This is a genomic window from Comamonas testosteroni, from assembly GCF_000761245.1.
Lineage (GTDB): Bacteria > Pseudomonadota > Gammaproteobacteria > Burkholderiales > Burkholderiaceae_C > Comamonas > Comamonas testosteroni_C.
This window is the reverse complement of record NZ_AWOR01000078.1, coordinates 318,157-339,755: the sequence shown is the minus strand read 5'-3', so window position 1 is coordinate 339,755 and position 21,599 is coordinate 318,157. Positions and strand designations below refer to the sequence as shown.

Below are 21,599 nucleotides of genomic sequence, written 5' to 3'. Positions count from 1 at the left end.
GACAAACGCCTTACGCGCCTTGCTCACAGGAGCGCGGTCTCGGTTTTCGCGGCCTTGTCTGCAGGCTTGTATTCGACAGCGCCGTAATCCTTGGCGTGGTACTGCAGGCCGCTGCCCGACTCGTAATAGATACGCGTCAGCAGCTCGCCGATCAGGCCCGCCGCGATGAACTGCATGCCCATGAGCACCAGCATGACCCCTGCCATCAACAGGGGGCGGCCGCCAATCGCTTCACCCATGATCTTCTGCGCCAGCAGCCACAGCAGAATCAGCACGCCAGGCGTAGCCATCCACAGCCCCATGCCGCCGAAGGCATGCAGGGGACGCTGGCGAAAGCGCATGAAAAAGACAATGAAGATCAGATCCAGGATCACCCGGAAAGTGCGATCTATGCCGTATTTGGAGACACCGCGCGTGCGTGCATGGTGACGCACCGGAATCTCCGTGATGCGCGCACCGGCATCACGCGCCAGTGAGGGGATGAAACGGTGCATCTCGCCATACAGGCGGATGCGGTCGATGATTTCGCGGCGATAGGCCTTCAATGCACAGCCATAGTCGTGCAGCTGCACATTGGTGAATTTGGAAATCAGGCGGTTGGCCAGCACCGAAGGCAGGCGGCGCGACAGCGCCTTGTCCTGGCGATTCTTGCGCCAGCCCGAGATCATGTCCACATCGGGGTCGTTTTCCAGGCGCTCCAGCAGCAGCGGAATATCGCCGGGTTCGTTTTGCAGGTCGGCATCCAGCGTGACCACATAACGGCCACGCACCCGGTCAAAACCGGCTTGCAGGGCACTGGACTGGCCGTAGTTGCGCACCAGACAGACGGCGCGCACCCAGGGATGCTGTTCGGCCAGCTCGCGCAGACGCTTGGCACTGCCATCCGTCGAGCCATCGTCCACTGCAATCAGCTCGTAACTCAGTGCCTGGGTGCGCATGGCCTCGTCAATGCGGGCCACCAGATCGGGCAGATTATCGAACTCGTTATATACAGGAACAACGATGGAGACTTCGGGGTTTGAATCGTGCACGGACGTCATGCTGAATGCTTGGGGATAACAGTCACCTATACTAACTGAATACCCCATGTGCCATTTGCGCCAAGCCCATTGTTTGGCCTGCAAAGCCAAGCGCAATCGTAAGTGCGTACTATCAAAAAATGTGCACTCGCCAAATCCTATGGCATCAAACTCCTCGACTTCTATTCGCCCCGACTGGCAACAAGCCCTGTATGCCAAGCCATGGATATGGCTGGCTCTTTTAATTTGTGCCCATATCGTGTCCCGTATCAGCATTTCTGCGGGCATGAAATGGGATGAGTCCGAACAGATTCTCTGGGCCCAGCAATTGCAGCTGGGCTATGGCCCGCAGCCGCCTCTGTATACCTGGATGCAATGGGCGGCCTGCCAGATTCTCGGCCCTTCGGTGCTGGCTCTGGCTCTGCTCAAACATTTGCTGATTGCCCTGACCTATTGCCTGGCATGGCTGGCTGGCCGGCAGTTGTTGGGGCAGAAAGGGGCCTGGTGGGTTGCCGCAGGTCTGCTGCTGATGCCCCCCTTCGGCTGGGACTCGCTGCGCGACCAGACCCATACGGTGATGGTGACGGCAATGACCATGGGTCTATGGTGGGCTGTGCTGCGCCAGGTGCAAAGGCCGCAAGCCATCAATTTTGTTCTGATCGGCCTCTTCTGCGGTCTGGGCATGCTGTCCAAATACAGCTATGCCATGCTCATTGGCGCCTTGTTCCTGGCCTCCATGACGGTGGCACAGGTGCGTCGCGCCATCTTCGCCAAGGGCTGGTGGCTGGCTCCGCTGGTGGGCTTGCTGGTGTTTGCGCCCCATGGCTTCTGGCTGGCTTCGCACTGGGGCATGGCAACCACCGAAACCGTGCAGAAGATGTCAATCTCCACCGAGGCCTCGCATCTGAAGGGTCTGGGCAATCTGCTCAAGGCCCTGCTTGCGACCTTGGGCCTGTGGCTGATTGCCGTTCTGCTCAGCTACCGCTCCAGACTCTGGAGAACAGGCTGCAATGCGTCTTTGCCGGCCCAGGTCTGGGCCCGGCCTTTGCTGCGCAACTACCTGCTCATCATTGCCATCTGCCTGCTGGCCATGGTGCTGGCAGCCGATGTCACGGACTTCAAGCAGCGATGGATGCTGCCTCTGACGGCCATTGCACCCTTGGCCCTCTATGTCTGGCGTCCGACGCTTCTGGAGCAAGGCGTGGGCCGGATGTTCACCACCTTCGTCGTCGTCTTTGCGCTGATCTTTCTGATCATGGCAACACTGCGCCCCTGGCAGGGTGGTCGCAAGAACGATCCCGACGAGCTCAACCATCCGGTCAAGGCGCTGGCCCAGGAACTGCGCAAGGCCGGTTACGACGGCAAGGGAGTCATCGTGGGCTCGGACCATATGATGGCGGCCATGCTGCATTCGCAGTTCCCACAAACCTACGCCCTGGGCTGCTCTGATGGCGCACAGCTGAGGCAGTGCCTGTCTCAGGCCGACGCCGATACCGCAGGCGGTCTGCTATTGATTACACGCGCCGACAAGCCCGTCGAGGGCTGGTGGACCGGCATCTTCACCACGCAGACAAAAACCGCGGTGCAGACACTGAGCATGCCTTTCGAGAAAATGCCTGCCAGCGCAACACCTGCGCAATACCAATATCTCTGGATTGCCCCATGAATCCCGTTCTGATCACCGGCTGTGCCGGCTTTATCGGCATGCATTGCGCCAAGCGACTGCTTGAGCAAGGCGTGCCCGTGGTTGGCATCGACAACCTCAACAACTACTACGACGTGGCACTCAAGCATGCCCGCCTCGCCGAGTTGCGTCCGCATGCCCACTTCCGCTTTGTGGAGCTCGATGTGGCGGACCGGCAAGGCATGGCCGACCTGTTTGCCCAAGTGGCTCCCGCCAAGGTGCTTCATCTGGCCGCGCAGGCCGGTGTTCGCTACTCCATCGATCAGCCCGACGACTACACCGACTCGAATCTGCTGGGCTTTGGCAATATCTTGCAAGGATGCCGCAAGCACCAGGTCGGGCATCTGGTCTATGCCAGCAGTTCCAGCGTCTATGGCGGCAACACCAAGATGCCGTTTGCCGAAAGCGACGCGGTGGACCACCCCATCAGCTACTACGCAGCCACCAAGAAGGCCAATGAGCTGATGGCTCATACCTATTCGCACCTGTACGGCATACCCACCACAGGCCTGCGCTTCTTCACGGTGTACGGTCCCTGGGGCCGCCCCGACATGGCCTTGTTCAAGTTCACCAGGGCCATACTGGCGGGCGAGCGCATCGATGTTTATGGCGAAGGCAAGCTGATGCGCGACTTCACCTATATCGACGATATTGTCGAAGGCATCATGCGCGTGCTGGACAAGCCTGCCACGCCCGACGCCAGCTATGACAGCCAGAACCCCAACCCTGGCACCAGCACCGCGCCCTATCGCATCTTCAATATCGGCAACAACGCGCCCACCGTGCTGATGGACTACATCGCGGCACTGGAGGGCTCCCTGAAAATTACCGCCCGCAAGCAAATGCTGCCCATACAGCCCGGGGACATGCACAGCACCTCGGCCGACACGCGTGCCCTGCAAGCCTGGGTCGGCTTCTCGCCATCCATGCCCGTGGTCACGGGTGTGCAGCATTTTGTGGATTGGTATCGCTCTTTTTATCGCGTATGAAAGTTACTGTCTTTGGTACCGGCTATGTCGGTCTTGTGCAAGGCGCCGTGCTGGCCGACGTAGGCCACCAGGTGCTTTGCGTGGATGTGGATGAGAGGAAAGTCGCGGCACTCAAGGCCGGCCAGATCCCCATCCATGAACCTGGCCTCGATGCACTCGTCATCAACAACCAGCAGCTGGGCCGTTTGCAGTTCACCACCAATGCCGCCGAAGGCGTGGCACACAGCGAGTTGATCTTTCTGGCCGTGGGCACACCACCCGATGAAGACGGCAGCGCCGACCTGCAATATGTGCTGGCCGTTGCCCGCACCATTGCCAAGCACATGGACGGCCCGCGTATCGTCATCAACAAATCGACCGTGCCCGTGGGCACGGCGGACAAGGTCTCGGCCGTGATCGCCGAAGGCCTTGCACAACGCAATGTGCAATACCCGTTCGACGTGGTGTCCAATCCGGAGTTTCTCAAGGAAGGCGCGGCCGTGGGCGACTGCCAGCGCCCGGACCGCATCATCATCGGCACCGGCAACCCGGCTTCCGAAGCCAAGCTGCGCGAGCTCTACGCCCCCTTCAACCGCAATCGCGACAAGATCGTGATGATGGATGTCCGAAGCGCCGAGCTGACCAAATATGCAGCCAATGCCATGCTGGCGACCAAGATCAGCTTCATGAACGAGATTGCCAACTTGGCGGAAAAGCTGGGAGCCAATGTGGAGGCCGTGCGCCGTGGCATTGGCAGCGACCCGCGCATCGGCTACCACTTCATCTACCCGGGCGTGGGCTATGGCGGCAGCTGCTTTCCCAAGGATGTGAAGGCGCTGATACACACTGCCAGGGAGGTCGAGTTCGAGCCTCTGCTGCTCAATGCCGTAGAGGACCGCAACCATGCCCAGCGCAATGTGCTGTTCGAGCGCATCAGCGCCTTCTACAACGGCCAGCTGGAGGGAAAGACCATCGCCGTCTGGGGCCTGGCGTTCAAGCCCAATACCGACGATATGCGCGAAGCGCCCAGCCGCAATCTGCTGGAGTCGCTCTGGAGCGCCGGTGCCAAGGTGAAAGCCTACGACCCCGTTGCCATGAAGGAAGCCCGCCGCATCTACGGCGAGCGTGCCGACCTGGAGCTGGTGGATAGCCCCCTGGCTGCCGCGCAGGATGCAGACAGTCTGGCCATCGTGACCGAATGGCAGATCTTCCGTGCGCCGGACTTCGACCTGCTGGCTGCAACACTGCACGACAGAATGATTTTTGACGGCCGCAACCTCTACGAGCCTGCCCTGCCTGCCAGCCATGGCCTGGGCTATGTCTCCATAGGCCGTCCCGCCCAGCAGCCGCGCTGATACAAAAAAGCCCCGCGGGCCGAAACCTGCGGGGCTTTTTTCTTGGACTGCGGCTCAGGCCAATGGCAAGCTGATCACGAAACTCGCACCGCTACGGCCGTCGTTGCGTGCTTCACAGTACACCGTACCACCATGTCGCTCGGCGATCGAACGCACCAGCGACAGGCCCAGGCCCACACCACCGGATCGCTCGCTGGCCCCAGGCAGGCGATAGAATTTCTCGAAGATACGCTCGCGCTGCGCCTTGGGAACTCCAGGGCCGTGATCCTCGACACGGATCAATGCCATGCCGTCCTGCTTGGACAGGGACAGCGTGATCTCGCCCTCGCTGTAGCGGCGCGCATTCTCCAGCAGATTGCGCACTGCCCGGCGCAGCAGTTTCGCGATCCCCTGCACCTCAAGCGGGCCATCGGTCTGCATCTCCAGATCGGCATCGATGCGCGCACATTCCTCGGCTGCCAGGCCGATCAGATCGACCGACTCCACCGTGCCCACATCGACCTCGCTGGAGTCCAGCCGGCTGGCCAGCAGAATCTCGTCGACCAGTTGGTCAAGCTCGCCAATATTGCGCTGGATCTCGGCCTTGGCGCGTGCACTGGCCGGATCGTCCCCCATGAACTCCAGGCCCATGCGGATGCGCGTCAACGGCGAACGCAGCTCATGCGAGGCATTGGCCAACAGAGATTTGTGAGACGTCATCAAGGTTTCGATGCGCGCTGCAGCAGCGTTGAACTGGTGCGCCAGATCCGCCACCTCATCGTGACCATGCTCGGGGACACGCACCGACAGATCGCCCTCACCGAAGCGCTTGACACCGCGCTGCAGGTTTTCCAGTCGCTTGAGCAGACGGCGAATGATGGGAAATACGCCCACCACCACCGCCACGCCGACCAGGCCCAGCATCCACAGAAAGCCGAACGGGGGCCGCAGCCAGAAGGCGACGGCACCATCACGCGGGGGAGGGCGACCCTCACGCCACTCGCGCGGCGCCATCCATAGCTCATAGACCTGCCCGTCCCGGGCGGCAATTTCAAAGCGCACGCCATCTACGGGCGAACCGGAGATGCGGTTGCCACGCCCCTCCACCAGAACCTCCCCCTCGGGGCCTTTGAGCACCATCTCGCGCGAAGGAGGCGTGGTGCTGTTCTGGGCGCGCTGCTCTTCGGCAATATTCCAGGCCCAGGCCACGCACAGCGTGAGCACGGCCACGCCGACCACCACCGCCAGCCAGATGCGCAGATACAGGCGCTGGGAGAAAGCATGCAGCAGCTTCATCAGTCTTGTTGCTTGGCAAAAACGTAGCCCACACCACGCACGGTGAGAATGCGCTTGGGAGCCTTGGGGTCGGCCTCGATCGCGGCACGGATGCGGCCCATGTGCACGTCGATGGAGCGGTCGAACGCCTCCAGTTCGCGGCCGCGCACGGCTTCCATGATCTGATCGCGCGTCAGAACGCGACCGGCGCGCTCGGCCAGTGCCACCAGCAGGTCGAACTGGTAGGAGGTGAGGTCGGCCTGCTGCTCGCCCACCGACACGGTGCGGGCATCGCGATCGATTTCCAGACTACCGAAGCGCATGACGGCATTGGCGGGGGCCGCCTGGCTCTCGCTGCCTTTGCGACGCAGGATGGCGCGAATGCGGGCCAGCAGCTCACGCGGCTCGAAAGGCTTGGGCAGATAGTCGTCGGCGCCCAGTTCCAGACCGATGATGCGGTCCATGGGGTCGCCCTTGGCGGTCAGCATCAGCACGGGAACCTGTGCTGGAGTACCAGGCATGGAGCGTATTCGCCGGCAGACTTCAAGCCCGTCCATGTCGGGCAGCATCAGGTCCAGGATCACCAGGTCGGGCAGCTCGACCGAGCCGCCATCGCTGGGCTGCAGCTGTTCCAGGCCGCTCTTGCCGTCAGCCATATGGGTCACTTCCAGGCCGTTATTACCCAGGTAGTCGCTCACCATTTGCGCCAGGCGAACGTCGTCCTCAATCATCAGAAGTTGGTGCGTGCTCATAGGGGGCAGTGTAGTCATGCTCGCGCCTCGGTATTTCTTCAAGACGCCATGCTGCAGCACGCAGGTGACCTGCTCTTGTCTGGTGCGTAAAGTTGGGTAAACGCCGAGCCGCTCAAAAACAATAGCTGTCAGTACTTACCCATCAAGCGTCAGAGCCAATTTTCACTCTGGATGCCAGGAAAATCAGCAACAGCACGGGGAAGCCCATCAGCGCCGTGGTGTGGAAGAACGCCTCGTAACCATAAGCATCGACAAACACCCCCGAGAAGCCCGCCAGCCACTTGGGGGCCAGCAGCATCATGGAGCTGAACAGCGCATATTGCGTGGCCGAGTACTGCACATTGGTCAGGCCCGATAGATAGGCGATAAAGGCCGCCGAGGCGATCCCCCCGGCGAGATTGTCGGCACTGACCACCCAGACCAGCGCCGAGACATCGTGGCCGCGTGTGGCCAGCCAGGCAAACAGCATATTGGTGCCTGCCGACAGCACGGCGCCCAGCATCAGCACACGCATCACGCCCCAACGCACGGCCATGGTGCCGCCCACAAAGCCACCCAGCAGCGTCATGATGACGCCGAACACCTTGGTCACGGCAGCCACCTCTTCCTTGGTGTAGCCCATGTCCACATAGAACGGGTTGGCCATGATGCCCATGACCACGTCGCTCACGCGATACAGGCCGATCAGCGCCAGCAGCAGCAGCGCCTGCCACCGGTAGCGGCCGATGAAGTCGGCAAACGGTGCAATCAACGCGCCATTGATCCATTCGGCGGCATTGCGCGCCGGTGCGATGGGACGGGTTTCAGGCTCGGGCGAGAACAGCACCGTGACCATGCCCACCAGCATGCTCGCCGCCATGGCCGTATAGGCCACATGCCAGGCCTGCACCATATAGCCCTGCACATCCCCTTGCACCTGCGCCGCCACCCACAGCACGCCGGCGCCGGCCCAGATCATGGCCAGGCGATAGCCGGTCTGGTAGGTGGCCGCCAGGGCTGCCTGGTCGTCGACCTTGGCAGACTCGATGCGATAGGCATCCAGCGCAATATCCTGCGTGGCCGAGCCGAAAGCCACCAGCAGCGCGCACCACACCAGCGGCTGCAGGGACTGCTTGGGGTCCATGAACGACATGCCGAGCAGGCCCGCCACGATCAGCAGCTGCGAAAACAACAGCCAGCTGCGGCGCCGCCCCAGCATGCGCGTCAGCGCCGGCAGGGGCAGGCGATCCACCAGCGGAGACCACACCCATTTGAAGGCATAGGCCAGACCCACCCAGCTCAGGAATCCTATCGTCGTGCGATCGATATCGGCCTCGCGCAGCCAGAAGCTCAAGGTGCCAAGCACCAGCAGCAGCGGCAGGCCGGCCGAGAAACCCAGGGCCAGCATGCGCAAGCTGGTGGGCTGGGCATAGACCTTGAAGGCCTGGCTCCAGCTGCGCTTGGGCTTGATGACGACATCTGCGGAAGTGGGGCTGGTGCTTGTTTGGGACGACTCGGTCATGGTCTGGTTCTTTGAGGCAGAGGGCATTATCGGTTGCCCGCGCCAGTCGCCGGGCGCTACCATTACCGCGACCACCGTCTCTTTCTGTAAGCAGGATTGCCCCATGAGCCGTGACACCGCATCTCCGCGCCCTGTGCTTGACCAGGCACAGACCTCGGTGCGCAGCTACAGCGGCGAGCATCAGGAACATGCCCATGACTACGCCCAGATTCTGTTTGCGCTGCAGGGACGCATGGAGCTGGAGGTGGCCGGCAGACCCAGCTTTGTCGACAGCGCCTGCGGCATGGTCATCCCCGCAGGTGCCGACCATGGCTATCTGGCCACACCGCAAACCCAGGTACTGGTGATCGATGCGCCCATGGCCCAGGGGCTGGACAAGCTGCGCCGCTTTGCCGTGCCCCCGGCGCTGCGCTTTCCGCAATCGAGCCTGTCGGCCGCTGCGCAGATGGCGCTGGTGCTGCAGGCTCCCACCTTGCTGCAGCGGCGCGGCCTGGATCTGCTGCGGCTGCAGCAGCAGGTTCAGGCCGCTTTGCATGAGAGCTGGCCCACGGCCAGGCTGGCGGGCCTGATGCACCTGAGCGTGGCTCAGTTCCATGCCCGTTTTGTGGAGCTGACGGACCGCACCCCGCAGGACTGGCTGCGCGGCCTGCGCCTGGACGCTGCCGTGCTGCAGCTCAAGCAGGGGACCGCACTTGAAGCGACCGCGCTGCGCTGCGGCTACGCCTCGGCCAGCGCCCTGGCCTATGCATTGCGGCGCGAGCGCGGCGTGACGTCGCGCCAGCTGCGTCAGCCGCGCTGAGCCGCCCCCTCACTTCAAGCGTTTCTCGACAGATGCGCGGCCCGGGCCCGCGCATGATGGCTCACTCATGTCTATCACTTCTGCTATCTCTTGCTCATCGTCCCGAAGAGCCTTGGGTCCTGTCGGCCTGGTACTGGCCGCCGCCATGCTCTGGGGCACCACTGGCACGGCACAGCATTTCGCGCCCGCACAGCTCTCGCCCTACTGGGTAGGCGGCCTGCGCATGGTCATGGCCGCGCTGTTCTTTGTCGCACTGGCGATGGTGCTGGACCGAGGCCACGCGCACCAACCCATGCGCTGGGCGCGTATCGTGTTCTGCGGCCTCTGCATGGCTATCTACAACCTCAGCTTCTTTGCCGGCGTCAAGGCCAGCGGCGTGGCCCTGGGTACGGCGTTGGCCATAGGCAGCGGCCCCATCTGGGCCGGTCTGATGCAGGCCGTGGTGCAAAAGCGCATGCCCAGCCCTCAATGGTGGCTTGGCACCTGCACCGGCGTGGGCGGAGGCATTGTCATGGCACTGGCTGCCACCGACAGACAGCATCTGCCATGGGCGGGCATGGCCCTGTGCCTGCTGGCCGGTCTGTCCTATGCCGCCTACGCCCTGGTCAACCAGGCGCTGGTGCTTCAGGCGCGTGTGGCCACGGTCAATGCCTGGGTGTTTGCCTGCGCAGCCCTGCTGTCGCTGCCCGTTTCGGCCTGGCTGGGCGGGCCGCTGCAGATCAGCGCCGACGGCTGGGCCGTAGTGATCTATCTGGGCATGGTCGCCACGGGGCTTGCCTATCTGCTGTTCTCCGTGGGCCTGCGCGGCATGTCTGCCGCGACCGGCGTGGCACTGAGCAAGGCCGAGCCGATCACCGCTTTTGCACTGTCTTTGCTGGTGGTCGGCGAGCGCCCCGCCTGGTGGTCCGTGATCGGTCTGCTCGGCGTGATCGGAGGCCTGTGGCTGGTGGTGCAGGCAGAGCGCAAGACTGCAGAAAACGTCTGACCCGAGGCAGACTGCAGCTCGCATAGACTTGGCGCTCATGTACGCCCTAATCTCATCCCTGCGCCTGCCCGCCACCCGCAACTGCCTGCTGCCCGCACTGGCCTGCGCTGCGCTGATGCACGCGCCAGCGCAGGCTCAGGTGGAGGTCGGCAAGGCATCGGTCATGCGCCAGCTGGTGCCGGCCGAGACGCTGGAAAACTCTGCAACCCAGCAGTACCAGGAGCTGCTGCAAAAAGCCAAGGCTCAGGGTGCGCTGGCAGACGCCGGCAACCCGCAGCTGCAACGCCTGCGCGGCATTGCCCAGCGCCTCATTCCCTATGCCGCGCAGTGGAACCCGCGCGCCGGCCAGTGGCGCTGGGAGGTCAATCTCATAGGCAGCAAGCAGATCAACGCGTTCTGCATGCCCGGCGGCAAGATCGCCTTCTACACCGGCATCATCGACCAGCTCAAGCTGACGGACGACGAGATCGCCATGATCATGGGCCACGAGATGGCCCATGCCCTGCGCGAGCATTCGCGCGAGCAGCTGGCCAAGAATCAGGCCACCAGCATAGGCATATCGCTGGGCGCGCAATTGCTGGGTCTGGGCGATATCGGCAATGCCGCGGCACGCCTGGGCGGCCAGTTGCTCAGCCTCAAGTTCAGCCGCAACGACGAAAGCGATGCCGATCTGGTCGGACTGGAGCTCGCGGCCCGCGCCGGCTTCAACCCGCAGGCCGCCGTGAGCCTGTGGCGAAAGATGGGCCAGGCCACGGGCGAAGGCGGCATAGGCTTTCTCTCCACGCATCCGACGGGCCCCGATCGCATACGTCAGCTGGAGGGGAACGTGCCGCGCGTCATGGGCTTGTACGAGCAGGCACGCAGGCGCTGAGCACAGGTGACAAGGCGGTTGAAAACCCGCTTTGCGTCAGCCATGACGCGCTCTATATTGGCCTGTGACGAGCGCACAGCCACAGGAGTGATCGCATGCAGGCCCTGGACACCCATGACGTCTTCAACCAGTTCGATGAGCTGACCGACATCGATCTGCTGCAGGTCGATGCGGCCTTGCAGGAAGTGCTGCAGCGCCAGCAGGCCCAGGGCTTTGTGCCAGCGCTGAGCCGCTTTGCGCAACAGCTTGGCAAGAAGCACCGCTGGGAGCAGGCCGAACTCGCCAACCGTCATACGCCCGAGCTGCAGCGCTTTGACGCACGCGGGCGTGTGCTCGATGCCGTGGAATTCCATCCCAGCTGGCATCGCCTCATGCAGCTGTATCGCGAGCAAGGTCTGATCTCCTTGCCCTTTGAGAGCCCGAGCCGCGGTCGCTGGAGCGCCTGGGCCGCAGGCTTTTACCTGCACGGCCAGGTGGAGCAAGGCACTCTATGCCCAGCCACCATGACCACGGCGGCCATCCCTGTGCTGCAAAAAGAGCCCCAGCTCTGGAGCCAGTTGCAAGCCCAGTTGTTCAGCCACGAGTACGACGCGCGCGACCTGCCCTTGAGCCAGAAAAAATCCATCTGGATAGGCATGGGGATGACGGAGAAACAGGGCGGCTCGGACGTGCGCGCCAACACCACGGTGGCCCATCCCGTGCATGAGGGTGGCCGCGGCGGTGAGTATCTGCTGCGCGGCCACAAATGGTTTTTCTCGGCCCCCATGTGCGACGCCCATCTGGTGGTGGCGCGCATGGCCACGGCCAGCGGCGAACTCGGCGGCCACGCCTGCTTTTTCGTGCCGCGCTGGCGCCCCGATGGCAGCAAGAACCCGGTGCGTGTGCAGCGCCTCAAGGACAAGGTCGGCAACCGCAGCAACTCCAGCTCGGAAGTGGAGCTGCAGGACGCCTGGGGCATTCTCATGGGCGAGGAAGGGCGCGGCATTCCCACCATCATCGAGATGGCCAGCTACACGCGACTGAACTGCGTGTTGGGCAGTGCGGCCATTGTGCGCAGCGCCACCGTGCAGTCGATTGCCTATGCGCGTCAGCGATCGGCCTTTGGCAAACATCTCGCGGATCAGCCGCTGATGGCCACCGTGCTCGCGGACCTGGCACTCGAAAGCGAAGCCTCCATGCAGCTCGCCATGCATCTGGCGCTGGCCTATGAGCTGGAGGCCGAAGGCGATCTGCTGGCTCGCGCCTGGAAGCGCATCATGACTCCGGCCGCCAAGTTCTGGGTCTGCAAGCGCTCGGTGGAGATCACGGGCGAAGCCATGGAGGTCTTTGGCGGAAATGGCTATGTGCAGGACAGCATCGTCGCGCGCCTGTTCCGCGAGGCGCCCGTCAACTCCATCTGGGAAGGCTCGGGCAATGTGATGTGCCTCGATGTGCTGCGCGCCATGGGCCGCGAGCCCGAAGCCGCGCGCCTGCTGTTGCAAGATCTCAGCGAAATGGCTGCCGACCAGCCCCTGCTGACGGCGATGGCGCAATCGCTGGCCCAACGCCTATCTGCAGCCCCCGATGCACTGGAGCCGCAAGCCCGCCGACTGGTGCAGGACTTGTGTCTGCTGGCCCAGGCCTGCCTGATGCACAGGCACGCGCCCCCCCCCATGGCCAATGGCTTCATCCACACCCGCCTGGGCGCGCAGGACGGGGCCATGGTGGTCGGAGCGTTCGACCCGGCTGGGCTCGACATTGCGGCCATACTTGAGCGCGCCCTGCCCGCCTGAATCCGCTCAGGCGGCGACCAGCGCTTTCAGTTGCCTGAAACTTTGCGGCAAGCTCTTGCCGCTGGTGTCCAAGACATGATCGGCCTTGGAATAAAAGGCTGATCGGCCGTCCAGAATCCGGCGCAAATCATCCATGGCCTCGGGGTTGGCCGCCATGGGCCGCGTGTCGCCCTGGGCCACGACACGGCTCATATGCTCATCGGGCTGGGCCTGCAGCCAGACCGTGGTGCAGTGACTAAGCAGTTCGTTGAAGGTTGCGGGGTCTGACACGATGCCGCCCGGGGTGGCAATCACCACATCGCTGTAGATCTGCACGGCCTCTTCCAGCGCGCGGCGCTCGTAACGACGATAGGCGCCAGCTCCATAGAGGTCATAAATCTCGCGCACGCTGCAGCCCGCCACTCGTTCGATCTCCTGGTTCAGCTCGAGAAACGGCACATTCAACTGCTCGGCCAGCATGCGCCCCAGCGTGGACTTGCCCGCGCCGCGCAGGCCTATCAGGGCAATGCGCGAAGCCCGGTGCGGATCGCCGATGGGTGCGGTACCCAGAATCTCTCCGGCGGCCAGTCGCACGCGCTTCAAGTCGGCTTCGCTGCGGCCTTCCAGCAGCTCGCGCAGCAACAGCCATTCAGCACTGCCAGTCGTCACATCGCCCAGCAACTCGGCCATGCTGCACTGAAGTGCATTTGCAATCTGCTGCAGCACCAGGATGGAGACATTGCCCGTGCCGTATTCGAGATTGGCCAGATGCCGCTCCGACACCACGGCGGCAGAGGCCAGCCCACGGCGCGTGAGACCGCGGCGCGCACGCAGATTGCGCACCCTCTCGCCCAAGGCCTGCAGCAGCGGGCTTTTGCCCGCCTCATCCCCTTCCGCAACCAGCGCGGATGCCATGTCTAACTGATCCATAAAGCTCCTCAGAGGCCGTGAATGATAAACAGTCGGGGTTAACGCGAATCATGCAATATATTGCTTGACACTGCATTGTCTCGTATTTATCTTTTGATTGCACGCACAATATTGCATGTTTCGCCGAAGATTTGATGCTGATCAGAACAGCACTTCAGGAGACCCCCATGACTGAGTTACTGGCCAACCATATTGCTGGCCGCTGGCAAACCGGCAGCGGCCGGGGCAGTTTGTTACTCGACCCGGTACTGGGGGTCGAGCTGGTGCGTGTCGATGCCACAGGGCTTGATCTGGGCGCAGCCTTTGCCTTTGCACGCGACACCGGCGGCAAGGCCTTGCGCGCCCTGAGCTACGCCCGGCGCGCCACCCTGCTGGCCGAGATTGCCGCCGTGCTGCAAAGCCGGCGCGACACGTATTACGAGATCTCCACCGCCAACAGCGGCACTGTAAGAAACGATACCGCCGTCGATGTGGACGGCGGCATCTACACCCTGAACCAATACGCCAGATGGGGCGCAGCGCTGGGCGATGCCAGACATCTGAGCGACGGCGAAGCCGTGGCGCTGGCCAAGGACGGCGTTTTCCTGTCACGGCATATCCAGGTTCCGACACGTGGCGTGGCGCTGTTCATCAACGCATTCAACTTCCCGGCCTGGGGGCTGTGGGAAAAAGCGGCTCCAGCCCTGCTCTCGGGCGTTCCCATCATCGTCAAGCCGGCCACGGCCACCGCCTGGCTGACCCAGCGCATGGTCAAGGATGTGATCGATGCCGGCATATTGCCGCCGGGGGCGCTGTCCATCGTCTGCGGCAGTGCCGCCGGATTGCTGGATCGGCTGCAGCCCATGGATGTGGTCTCCTTCACAGGATCTGCGGACACGGCTGCGACCATCCGCTCCCACGCGGCCATTACCCGCCATTCAGTGCGCAGCAATATCGAGGCCGACAGCGTGAACTGCGCGCTGCTGCTGCCCGGCCATGGCCCCGACAGCGAAGCCACCGCCTTGCTGGCGCGTGAAGTGGTGCGCGAAATGACGGTCAAATCTGGCCAGAAATGCACGGCCATACGCCGCGTGCTGGTACCGCAAGCTCTGTACGACGGTGTGGCCCAGGCCATCGGTGCACAACTGGCCAAAATCACCGTAGGCAACCCGCGCAACGAGGCTGTGCGCATGGGATCTCTGGTCAGCCGCGAACAATACGACAGCGTGCAGCAGGGCCTGGGCTGCTTGCTTGAACACACCACGGCCCTGCATGACGGCCGGCGCAACGCGCTGATCGATGTCGATCCGGAGATTGCCGCCTGCGCCCAGCCCGTGCTGCTGGGGACGCAGGACCCCGATGGCAGTGCGCTCGTGCATGACATGGAAGTCTTTGGCCCCGTGGCCACTCTCATGCCCTACCGTGACCTGGCCCATGGCCTGGCACTTGCACATCGCGGACAGGGCTCGCTGGTCTGCTCGATCTACGGCGATGACGACAAGGCACTGGCCGCAGCCGCCACCGATCTCGCAGCCAGCCACGGCCGTGTGCATGTGGTCACCCCCGCTGTCGCCAAGCTGCATACCGGGCACGGCAATGTCATGCCCCAGTCACTGCATGGCGGTCCGGGCCGCGCCGGCGGCGGCGGCGAACTCGGCGGCCTGCGGGCACTGGATTTCTATCATCGCAAAAGCGCCATACAAGCTGCACCGCAGGTTCTGCAGGCACTGGCCGAAACGACGGGAGCATGAGCCATGACCGACTTCAGCCAAGCCTTCAACTTTGCCCAGCATCTGTTCGATCTCAACCAGGCGCGCGGTGACAAGAACGCCTACACCGATGACCAGGGCACCCTCAGCTATGCGCAGTTGCAGGAGCAGGCCCGCCGCCTGGCGCATGGCCTGCTCGCTGCCGGCATCCATCGCGAGGAGCGCGTGCTGCTGGTCATGCACGATATGCGCGAGTGGGTGATCTCCTTTCTGGGAGCCATGTACGCAGGCGTGGTGCCGGTGGCGGTGAATACCTTGCTCACGGCCGCCGACTACGCCTATATGCTCGAGCATTGCCGTGCGCAGGCGATTTTCACCAATGGCGCGCTGGTGCCCGTGGTGCAGCAGGCCCTGGAGCAGGCGCAGCACGAGGTCAACCATATCTGGGTCGCCAGGCCCGATGAAGCACCGCAAGGCCTGCCACCGGCCTTCGAGCCGCTGCAGCCTTGGCTGCAGCAACAAACGCCGCTGGCCCATGCCGCCAGAACCATGGGCGACGACCCCGGCTTCTGGCTGTATTCCTCGGGCTCCACCGGCAAGCCCAAGGGAGCGGTGCATACCCACGCCAACCCCTACTGGACGGCCGAGCTGTATGGCAAGCCGGTGCTGGGCCTGAGCGAAAGCGATGTCTGCTTTTCCGCCGCCAAGCTTTACTTCGCCTACGGTCTTGGCAACGCCCTGACATTCCCCCTGAGCGTGGGCGCCAGCGTGGTGCTGATGGCCGAGCGCCCCACGCCGGAAGCCACCTTCAGGCGCTGGACCGAACACCAGCCCACGGTGTTTTTCGGCGCGCCGACGGGCTTTGCAGGCATGCTGGCTCACCCCGCCTTGCCGCCGCGCGAGCAGGTCAGCCTGCGCATGTGCTCCTCGGCCGGCGAAGCCCTGCCGGCCGAGATTGCCCAGCGCTTCAAGACCCACTTCGGCGCCGATATCGTGGACGGCATCGGTTCCACCGAAATGCTGCACATCTTCATCTCCAACCGCCCGGACGACATACGCTACGGCAGCACGGGAAAGCCTGTACCAGGCTATGTGGTGGAGTTGCGTGGCGAGGACGGCCAGCCCGTGGCCGATGGCGAGATTGGCGACCTCTACATCAAAGGCCCGAGCGCCGCCCTGATGTACTGGGCCAACCGTGACAAGACACGCGACACCTTCCAGGGCGTCTGGCTCAAGAGCGGCGACAAATATGTGCGCGATGCCGAGGGCTACTACACCTATGCAGGCCGCAGCGACGACATGCTCAAGGTCAGCGGCATCTATGTCTCGCCCTTCGAGGTCGAATCCACGCTGCAGCAGCACCCTGCGGTACTGGAGGCTGCCGTGATCGGCGTGACCGACGAACAGGGCCTGACCAAGACCAAATCCTATGTGGTGTGCAAGCCCGGACAGCGCGCCAGCGAGGCCGAGCTCAAGGCCTTTGTGAAGAATCGGCTGGCCGCCTACAAATACCCGCGCTTCATTGAATTTGTCGATGAGCTGCCAAAGACCGCGACTGGAAAGATTCAACGCTTTCGTTTGCGTGAGCTGGAATCCAAGCCACGCTAATTGCTTATCGCAAGGTTGCAAGAAGCTATCAAAACAGTAGTCACAAACTAGGGCAATCGCTGGTATTGCTTTAAACCTAAAGTTGTTAGAGTGCGCTCGTGCATCAGTGCCAACCCCAGCACCACAGCCAGTCATAACCGTTGATCTAAAAGTAAGCCGGCATTCGTCCATCAACCAGCAGGAGACAAGCATGAGCAAGCAATGGGCTATATGGAGCGCAATCGCACTGGCTGCCGCCGCAAGCGGCAGCAGCGCCATGGCGCAGGAGAAGATCAAGGTCGGCTTCATGCTGCCTTTCAGCGGCACTTATGCCGCCCTGGGCGTGGCGATCGAGAACGGCTTTCGCATGCAGGTAGCCGAGCAAGGCGGCAAGCTGGGCGGACGCGAGATCGAATACTTCAAGGTCGACGACGAGTCAGATCCCGCCAAGGCCACGGACAACGTCAACCGCCTCATCAAGCGCGACAAGGTCGACGTGATCGTTGGCACCGTGCACTCCGGCGTGGCCATGGCCATGGCCAAGGCTGCCAAGGAAAGCGGCACTGTGCTCATCGTGCCCAATGCAGGAGCCGATGCAGTCACCGGCCCCATGTGCGCGCCCAATATCTTCCGCAGCTCCTTCAGCAACTGGCAGACGGCCTACCCCATGGGCTTGGTAGCCGCCAAGGAGGGCAAGAAGACGGCCATGACCATCACCTGGAAATACGCGGCCGGTGAAGAAGCGGTGAACGGCATGAAGGAAGGCTTTGAGAAGAGCGGCGGCAAAGTCACAAAACAGCTGACGCTGCCCTTTCCCAACGTGGAATTTCAGGCCTTGCTGACCGAAATTGCAGCCGCCAAGCCCGACGCCGTTTTCTCGTTCTTCGCTGGCGCAGGTGCCGTGAAATTCGTCAAGGACTATCACGCCTCGGGCCTGTCCAAGACCATTCCGCTCTACGGACCGGGTTTTCTGACCGACGGCACGCTGGACGCTCAGGGCGAGGCCGCCCAGGGCATGCTGACCACGCTGCACTATGCCGACGAACTGGGCACGGCGCGCGATCAGGCCTTCCGCACCAACTACGCCAAGAACTACAAGCTGCAGCCCGATGTCTATGCCGTGCAAGGCTATGACGCCGCGCAGATGCTGGCCGTGGGCCTGAAGGCCGCCGGTGGCGACATCGGCAAGAAGGATGTCTTCCGCACCGCCATCGAAAAAGCCACGATTGCCAGCCCGCGCGGCGACTTCACCCTGAGCAAGGCGCACAACCCCGTGCAGGACATCTATCTGCGCAAGGTTGACGGCAAGGAGAACAAGAAGATCAGCGTGGCAGTGAAGGCTCTGGCTGACCCTGCCCGCGGCTGCCGCATGTAATAGACGCGGGCCCTACCGCCCTGGATACGTCGCTGCTCTGCGCTTGCCGCACCTTCGGTGCCGGCCCAGGCAGAGCGCCTCGTCTCCAGCGCGAATCGACGATTCGCCGGACTGTATGCCCCGCTTTGCAGCCTCCTGCTTCAACAAGGATTGCCGTGGATCTCGCCACTTTTCTGGTGCAGTGCCTGAACTCTGTTCAGTACGGACTGCTTCTGTTTCTGCTGGCCTCTGGCCTGACGCTGATCTTCGGCATCATGGGGGTGATCAACCTCGCCCATGGCAGCTTCTACATGATCGGTGCCTATGTGGCGTTCTCGCTCGCACCGTACCTGGGCCAGCATTTCATCGTCATGCTGCTGGTCGGCGTGGTGCTGGCCGTGGTGCTGGGCTATTTTCTCGAATGGGCATTCTTCAGCTTTCTCTACGAACGCGATCACCTGCAGCAGGTGCTGATGACCTATGGCCTGATTCTGGTGTTTGAAGGCCTGCGCGCCATCCTCGTGGGCAACGATGTGCATGGCGTGGAAAAGCCTGCCTGGCTGGCTGGCAGCTTCCCTCTGATGGGCATGATGCAGTACCCCTGGTACAACGTGTTTGCAGCCGCTGCCTGCCTGCTGGTGGCGCTGCTGATGTACTACACCGTCAACCGCACGCGCTTAGGCATGATGATTCGCGCCGGCGCCAGCAATCGCGACATGGTGCGCGGCCTGGGCATCAACATCAAGCGCCTGTACCGCATCGTCTTTGCCGTGGGCGTGGCCCTGGCGGCCCTGGCCGGCATGATCGCGGCTCCCATGAGTTCGGTCTACCCCAACATGGGCTCCAGCGTACTCATCATCTGCTTTGTGGTGGTGGTCATCGGCGGCATAGGCTCGATTACCGGCGCGCTGATTGCCTCGCTGCTGGTGGGCTTTGTGGATACCTTCGGCAAGGTGTTCTTTCAGGAGCTCAGCGGCATGAGCATCTATCTGCTGATGGCCGTGATCCTGGTATGGCGCCCAGAAGGCCTGATGGGAAAGAGATGATGAAGCTCCCCCCTGAGTCGCTTCGCGCCTTCCCCCTCTTTCCCTACGCGGGAGGCGGGCAACACCTTCGCTGCGGGACGGCCCTTGCTCGGTGTCTCCTGCTTGGCACACGCCAGTTTTACAAGCAGTGTCAAGGATCACTGATATGAGCGACACCTCCTATACGCCGCTGCCGCAATCCAACCAGGCTTATGCAGAGGCTCCGGCCGTCACCAGCCAGAGCCGCCCCATTCGCGCAAAAAGCGTGTGGGTAGCTGTGGTGCTGCCGCTGGCCGCCGCAGCGCTGCTGGCGGCCGCACAGCCCTTCTGGTCGGCCTATCTCTCCGATCTGGTCGTCAAGATCATGATCCTGTCCATCTTTGCACTCAGTCTTCACATTCTGGTGGGCGGCGCTGGGCTGGTCAGCCTGGGCCATGCGGCCTACTTCGGCCTCGGCGCCTACGCGGCCGTGAAGGCCGCCGGCCAGGACGGCAGCAACTTTCTCGTCATGCTGGGCGCCGCCGTCGGTGTCTCGGGCCTGTATGCGTTGGTGGTCGGCGCCCTGAGTCTGCGCACCAAGGGCGTGTACTTCATCATGGTCACGCTGGCGTTCGCGCAACTGGCGTTTTTTGTCGTACACGACGTGGGCTACTTTGGCGGCAGCGACGGCATCTACCTGATGCAGCGACCGGCCATTGGAGCACTGGACATGGAGAGCTCCTCCACGCAGTACTACGTGGTGCTGGTCGCGCTGGTGCTGGTCTACGCTTTCATCGCCATGCTGCGTCACTCTCGCTTCGGCCATGCACTGGCCGGTATCCGGGTCAACGAGCAACGCATGCGCGCTGCCGGCTTCACCACCTATGGCTACAAGCTCGCAGGCTTTGTGATTGCCGGTGCGCTGGCGGGGCTGGCGGGCTTTTTGCTGGCCGCACGCGATGCCGTGGTCAACCCCGAGCTGCTGGCCTGGCACCACTCCGGCGAGGTACTGCTGATGCTGATTCTGGGCGGCGTGGGTTCGCTGCGCGGTGCCGTGCTGGGCACCATCACCTTTGTGCTGCTCAAGGAGTTGCTGAGCACCCACGCCATCGTGGGCAATGCCGCGGACCACTGGCAGCTGACGCTGGGCCTTGCCATCATCGCGCTGGTCGCGCTGCTGCCCAAGGGGCTGGTAGGCATCAACGACAAATGGCAGAAGAAGGCAGCAGCGCAGACGGATAAATCGCCAGCAGCTATCGAGCAAGGAGCAGACCGTGGTTGATACAGGCAATGCTCCCAAGATGTCGGTGCGCGGCCTGACGCGGCGCTTTGGCGGGCTGGTGGCAGTGAACAATGTGGACCTGGATCTGCACCAGGGCGAGGTCCATGCCGTCATCGGCACCAACGGCGCAGGCAAGTCCACGCTGATCAACATGCTCTCGGGCGAGATAGCGGCCAGCAGCGGCAGCATTGCGCTTGAAGGACGGGACGTCACGCAGATGCCGCAGCCGCAGCGCGCCAAGGCCGGCATCGGGCGCAGCTATCAGCGCACCACCATCTTCCCCGAGTTCACAGTGCTGGAGAACTGTCGCCTCACGGCACAGGCCCAGGCGCTGCCCAGACCCTGGCGCATCTGGGAATCGGCCCAGCATTGCACGGCCAGCATGTTGCGGGCGAAATCTGCACTGAATCGCGCCGGTCTTGCGCAGCATGCCGAGCGCATTGCCGGCAGCCTGAGCCACGGCGCCAAGCGCCAGCTGGAGGTCGCCATGTGTCTGGCCACAGCACCACGCGTGCTGCTGCTGGACGAACCTCTGGCAGGCATGGGCGCCGAAGAGACAGAACGCATGCTGGAGCTGCTGCAGGAGCTCAAATCCGCGCATGCCGTGCTGCTGGTGGAGCACGATATGGATGCCGTTTTCCGCATCGCCGATCGCATCACCGTCATGGTCAACGGCAGCGTGGTGGCCACAGGTACGCCCGATCAGATTCGCAACGACCCAGTGGTGCGCACCGCCTATCTAGGAGAGCAAGAGCATGCTTGAAACAAGGCATCCCCTGAGCGGCTCTGCCGCTTCCCCCTCTCTCGCTGCGCGG

18 protein-coding genes are annotated in these 21,599 nt (G+C 63.0%); 13 read left to right on the top strand and 5 right to left on the bottom strand.

The window, feature by feature from the left end; genetic code table 11:
- Window positions 1-23: 23 nt before the first annotated feature.
- Window positions 24-1,040 (bottom strand): glycosyltransferase family 2 protein, encoded by a 1,017-nt coding sequence (locus tag P353_RS23550; protein WP_034375069.1) that lies wholly within the window; start codon window positions 1,038-1,040, stop codon window positions 24-26.
- 238 nt (window positions 1,041-1,278) lie between these two features.
- Between P353_RS23550 and P353_RS23545 the strand changes: the two genes are divergently transcribed.
- From P353_RS23545 to P353_RS23535, 3 genes are read left to right on the top strand one after another with little or no spacing between them, the layout of a single operon-like run.
- Complete coding sequence (locus P353_RS23545) at window positions 1,279-2,685, top strand: ArnT family glycosyltransferase (RefSeq protein ID WP_232776837.1); 1,407 nt, start codon at window positions 1,279-1,281, stop codon at window positions 2,683-2,685.
- Window positions 2,682-3,692, top strand: coding sequence for an NAD-dependent epimerase (locus P353_RS23540; protein WP_034375064.1), 1,011 nt, complete (start codon window positions 2,682-2,684; stop codon window positions 3,690-3,692). Before P353_RS23545 ends, P353_RS23540 begins: the two co-directional genes overlap by 4 nt.
- Window positions 3,689-5,026: a UDP-glucose dehydrogenase family protein gene (locus P353_RS23535; RefSeq protein WP_034375061.1), complete on the top strand. Its 1,338-nt coding sequence runs from the start codon at window positions 3,689-3,691 to the stop codon at window positions 5,024-5,026. The genes P353_RS23540 and P353_RS23535 overlap by 4 nt, the downstream gene beginning before the upstream one ends.
- Window positions 5,027-5,080: 54 nt before the next feature.
- Here P353_RS23535 and P353_RS23530 read toward each other — a convergent pair whose 3' ends face one another.
- From P353_RS23530 to P353_RS23520, 3 genes are all read right to left on the bottom strand, one after another.
- Window positions 5,081-6,301, bottom strand: a complete 1,221-nt coding sequence (locus P353_RS23530) for a HAMP domain-containing sensor histidine kinase (protein ID WP_034375060.1) — start codon at window positions 6,299-6,301, stop codon at window positions 5,081-5,083.
- Window positions 6,301-7,050 carry a response regulator gene (locus tag P353_RS23525; protein ID WP_034348012.1) on the bottom strand — a complete coding sequence of 250 codons (750 nt, stop codon included), beginning with the start codon at window positions 7,048-7,050 and terminating at the stop codon, window positions 6,301-6,303. Before P353_RS23525 ends, P353_RS23530 begins: the two co-directional genes overlap by 1 nt.
- Before the next feature lie 124 nt (window positions 7,051-7,174).
- Entirely contained in the window at window positions 7,175-8,533 is a 1,359-nt protein-coding gene (locus tag P353_RS23520; RefSeq protein WP_034375057.1) for an AmpG family muropeptide MFS transporter, read from the bottom strand.
- A 103-nt stretch (window positions 8,534-8,636) separates the two neighbouring features.
- On the opposite strand from P353_RS23520, the gene P353_RS23515 reads away from it, so the two are divergent.
- From P353_RS23515 to P353_RS23500, 4 genes are all read left to right on the top strand, one after another.
- Complete coding sequence (locus P353_RS23515) at window positions 8,637-9,332, top strand: helix-turn-helix domain-containing protein (RefSeq protein ID WP_052084986.1); 696 nt, start codon at window positions 8,637-8,639, stop codon at window positions 9,330-9,332.
- Window positions 9,333-9,399: 67 nt separating this feature from the next.
- Window positions 9,400-10,317, top strand: coding sequence for an EamA family transporter (locus P353_RS23510; protein WP_052084985.1), 918 nt, complete (start codon window positions 9,400-9,402; stop codon window positions 10,315-10,317).
- 37 nt (window positions 10,318-10,354) lie between these two features.
- On the top strand, window positions 10,355-11,188 hold the full coding sequence (locus tag P353_RS23505) for a M48 family metallopeptidase (protein WP_034375051.1): 834 nt from the start codon (window positions 10,355-10,357) through the stop codon (window positions 11,186-11,188).
- Window positions 11,189-11,283: 95 nt separating this feature from the next.
- Window positions 11,284-12,960, top strand: a complete 1,677-nt coding sequence (locus P353_RS23500) for an acyl-CoA dehydrogenase family protein (RefSeq protein WP_034375049.1) — start codon at window positions 11,284-11,286, stop codon at window positions 12,958-12,960.
- Between the two features lie 6 nt (window positions 12,961-12,966).
- Here the strand turns inward: P353_RS23500 and P353_RS23495 are convergent, their stop codons facing one another.
- Window positions 12,967-13,869, bottom strand: a complete 903-nt coding sequence (locus P353_RS23495) for a helix-turn-helix transcriptional regulator (protein WP_034375046.1) — start codon at window positions 13,867-13,869, stop codon at window positions 12,967-12,969.
- 167 nt (window positions 13,870-14,036) lie between these two features.
- Between P353_RS23495 and P353_RS23490 the strand changes: the two genes are divergently transcribed.
- The 6 genes from P353_RS23490 (at window position 14,037) to P353_RS23465 (ending at window position 21,547) form a co-directional block, all read left to right on the top strand.
- Window positions 14,037-15,599 (top strand): 3,4-dehydroadipyl-CoA semialdehyde dehydrogenase, encoded by a 1,563-nt coding sequence (locus tag P353_RS23490; protein ID WP_034375210.1) that lies wholly within the window; start codon window positions 14,037-14,039, stop codon window positions 15,597-15,599.
- A 3-nt stretch (window positions 15,600-15,602) separates the two neighbouring features.
- Window positions 15,603-17,165 (top strand): benzoate-CoA ligase family protein, encoded by a 1,563-nt coding sequence (locus P353_RS23485; protein WP_034375044.1) that lies wholly within the window; start codon window positions 15,603-15,605, stop codon window positions 17,163-17,165.
- Between the two features lie 190 nt (window positions 17,166-17,355).
- On the top strand, window positions 17,356-18,519 hold the full coding sequence (locus P353_RS23480; RefSeq protein ID WP_034375041.1) for an ABC transporter substrate-binding protein: 1,164 nt from the start codon (window positions 17,356-17,358) through the stop codon (window positions 18,517-18,519).
- A gap of 155 nt (window positions 18,520-18,674) precedes the next feature.
- Entirely contained in the window at window positions 18,675-19,544 is an 870-nt protein-coding gene (locus P353_RS23475) for a branched-chain amino acid ABC transporter permease (protein WP_034375039.1), read from the top strand.
- Between the two features lie 145 nt (window positions 19,545-19,689).
- Window positions 19,690-20,784, top strand: coding sequence for a branched-chain amino acid ABC transporter permease (locus tag P353_RS23470; protein ID WP_034375036.1), 1,095 nt, complete (start codon window positions 19,690-19,692; stop codon window positions 20,782-20,784).
- Window positions 20,785-20,803: 19 nt separating this feature from the next.
- Complete coding sequence (locus P353_RS23465; protein ID WP_034375033.1) at window positions 20,804-21,547, top strand: ABC transporter ATP-binding protein; 744 nt, start codon at window positions 20,804-20,806, stop codon at window positions 21,545-21,547.
- The last annotated feature ends 52 nt before the right edge of the window (window positions 21,548-21,599 follow it).

Excerpts from the sequence above, each read along its gene's own strand:
- P353_RS23550 (WP_034375069.1), bottom strand. The coding sequence starts at position 1,040 with ATGACGTCCGTGCACGATTCAAACCCCGAAGTCTCCATCGTTGTTCCT.
- P353_RS23540 (WP_034375064.1), top strand. The coding sequence starts at position 2,682 with ATGAATCCCGTTCTGATCACCGGCTGTGCCGGCTTTATCGGCATGCAT.
- P353_RS23535 (WP_034375061.1), top strand. The coding sequence starts at position 3,689 with ATGAAAGTTACTGTCTTTGGTACCGGCTATGTCGGTCTTGTGCAAGGC.
- P353_RS23530 (WP_034375060.1), bottom strand. The coding sequence starts at position 6,301 with ATGAAGCTGCTGCATGCTTTCTCCCAGCGCCTGTATCTGCGCATCTGG.
- P353_RS23525 (WP_034348012.1), bottom strand. The coding sequence starts at position 7,050 with ATGACTACACTGCCCCCTATGAGCACGCACCAACTTCTGATGATTGAG.
- P353_RS23520 (WP_034375057.1), bottom strand. The coding sequence starts at position 8,533 with ATGACCGAGTCGTCCCAAACAAGCACCAGCCCCACTTCCGCAGATGTC.
- P353_RS23515 (WP_052084986.1), top strand. The coding sequence starts at position 8,637 with ATGAGCCGTGACACCGCATCTCCGCGCCCTGTGCTTGACCAGGCACAG.
- P353_RS23510 (WP_052084985.1), top strand. The coding sequence starts at position 9,400 with ATGTCTATCACTTCTGCTATCTCTTGCTCATCGTCCCGAAGAGCCTTG.
- P353_RS23505 (WP_034375051.1), top strand. The coding sequence starts at position 10,355 with ATGTACGCCCTAATCTCATCCCTGCGCCTGCCCGCCACCCGCAACTGC.
- P353_RS23500 (WP_034375049.1), top strand. The coding sequence starts at position 11,284 with ATGCAGGCCCTGGACACCCATGACGTCTTCAACCAGTTCGATGAGCTG.
- P353_RS23495 (WP_034375046.1), bottom strand. The coding sequence starts at position 13,869 with ATGGATCAGTTAGACATGGCATCCGCGCTGGTTGCGGAAGGGGATGAG.
- P353_RS23490 (WP_034375210.1), top strand. The coding sequence starts at position 14,037 with ATGACTGAGTTACTGGCCAACCATATTGCTGGCCGCTGGCAAACCGGC.
- P353_RS23485 (WP_034375044.1), top strand. The coding sequence starts at position 15,603 with ATGACCGACTTCAGCCAAGCCTTCAACTTTGCCCAGCATCTGTTCGAT.
- P353_RS23480 (WP_034375041.1), top strand. The coding sequence starts at position 17,356 with ATGAGCAAGCAATGGGCTATATGGAGCGCAATCGCACTGGCTGCCGCC.
- P353_RS23470 (WP_034375036.1), top strand. The coding sequence starts at position 19,690 with ATGAGCGACACCTCCTATACGCCGCTGCCGCAATCCAACCAGGCTTAT.
- P353_RS23465 (WP_034375033.1), top strand. The coding sequence starts at position 20,804 with ATGTCGGTGCGCGGCCTGACGCGGCGCTTTGGCGGGCTGGTGGCAGTG.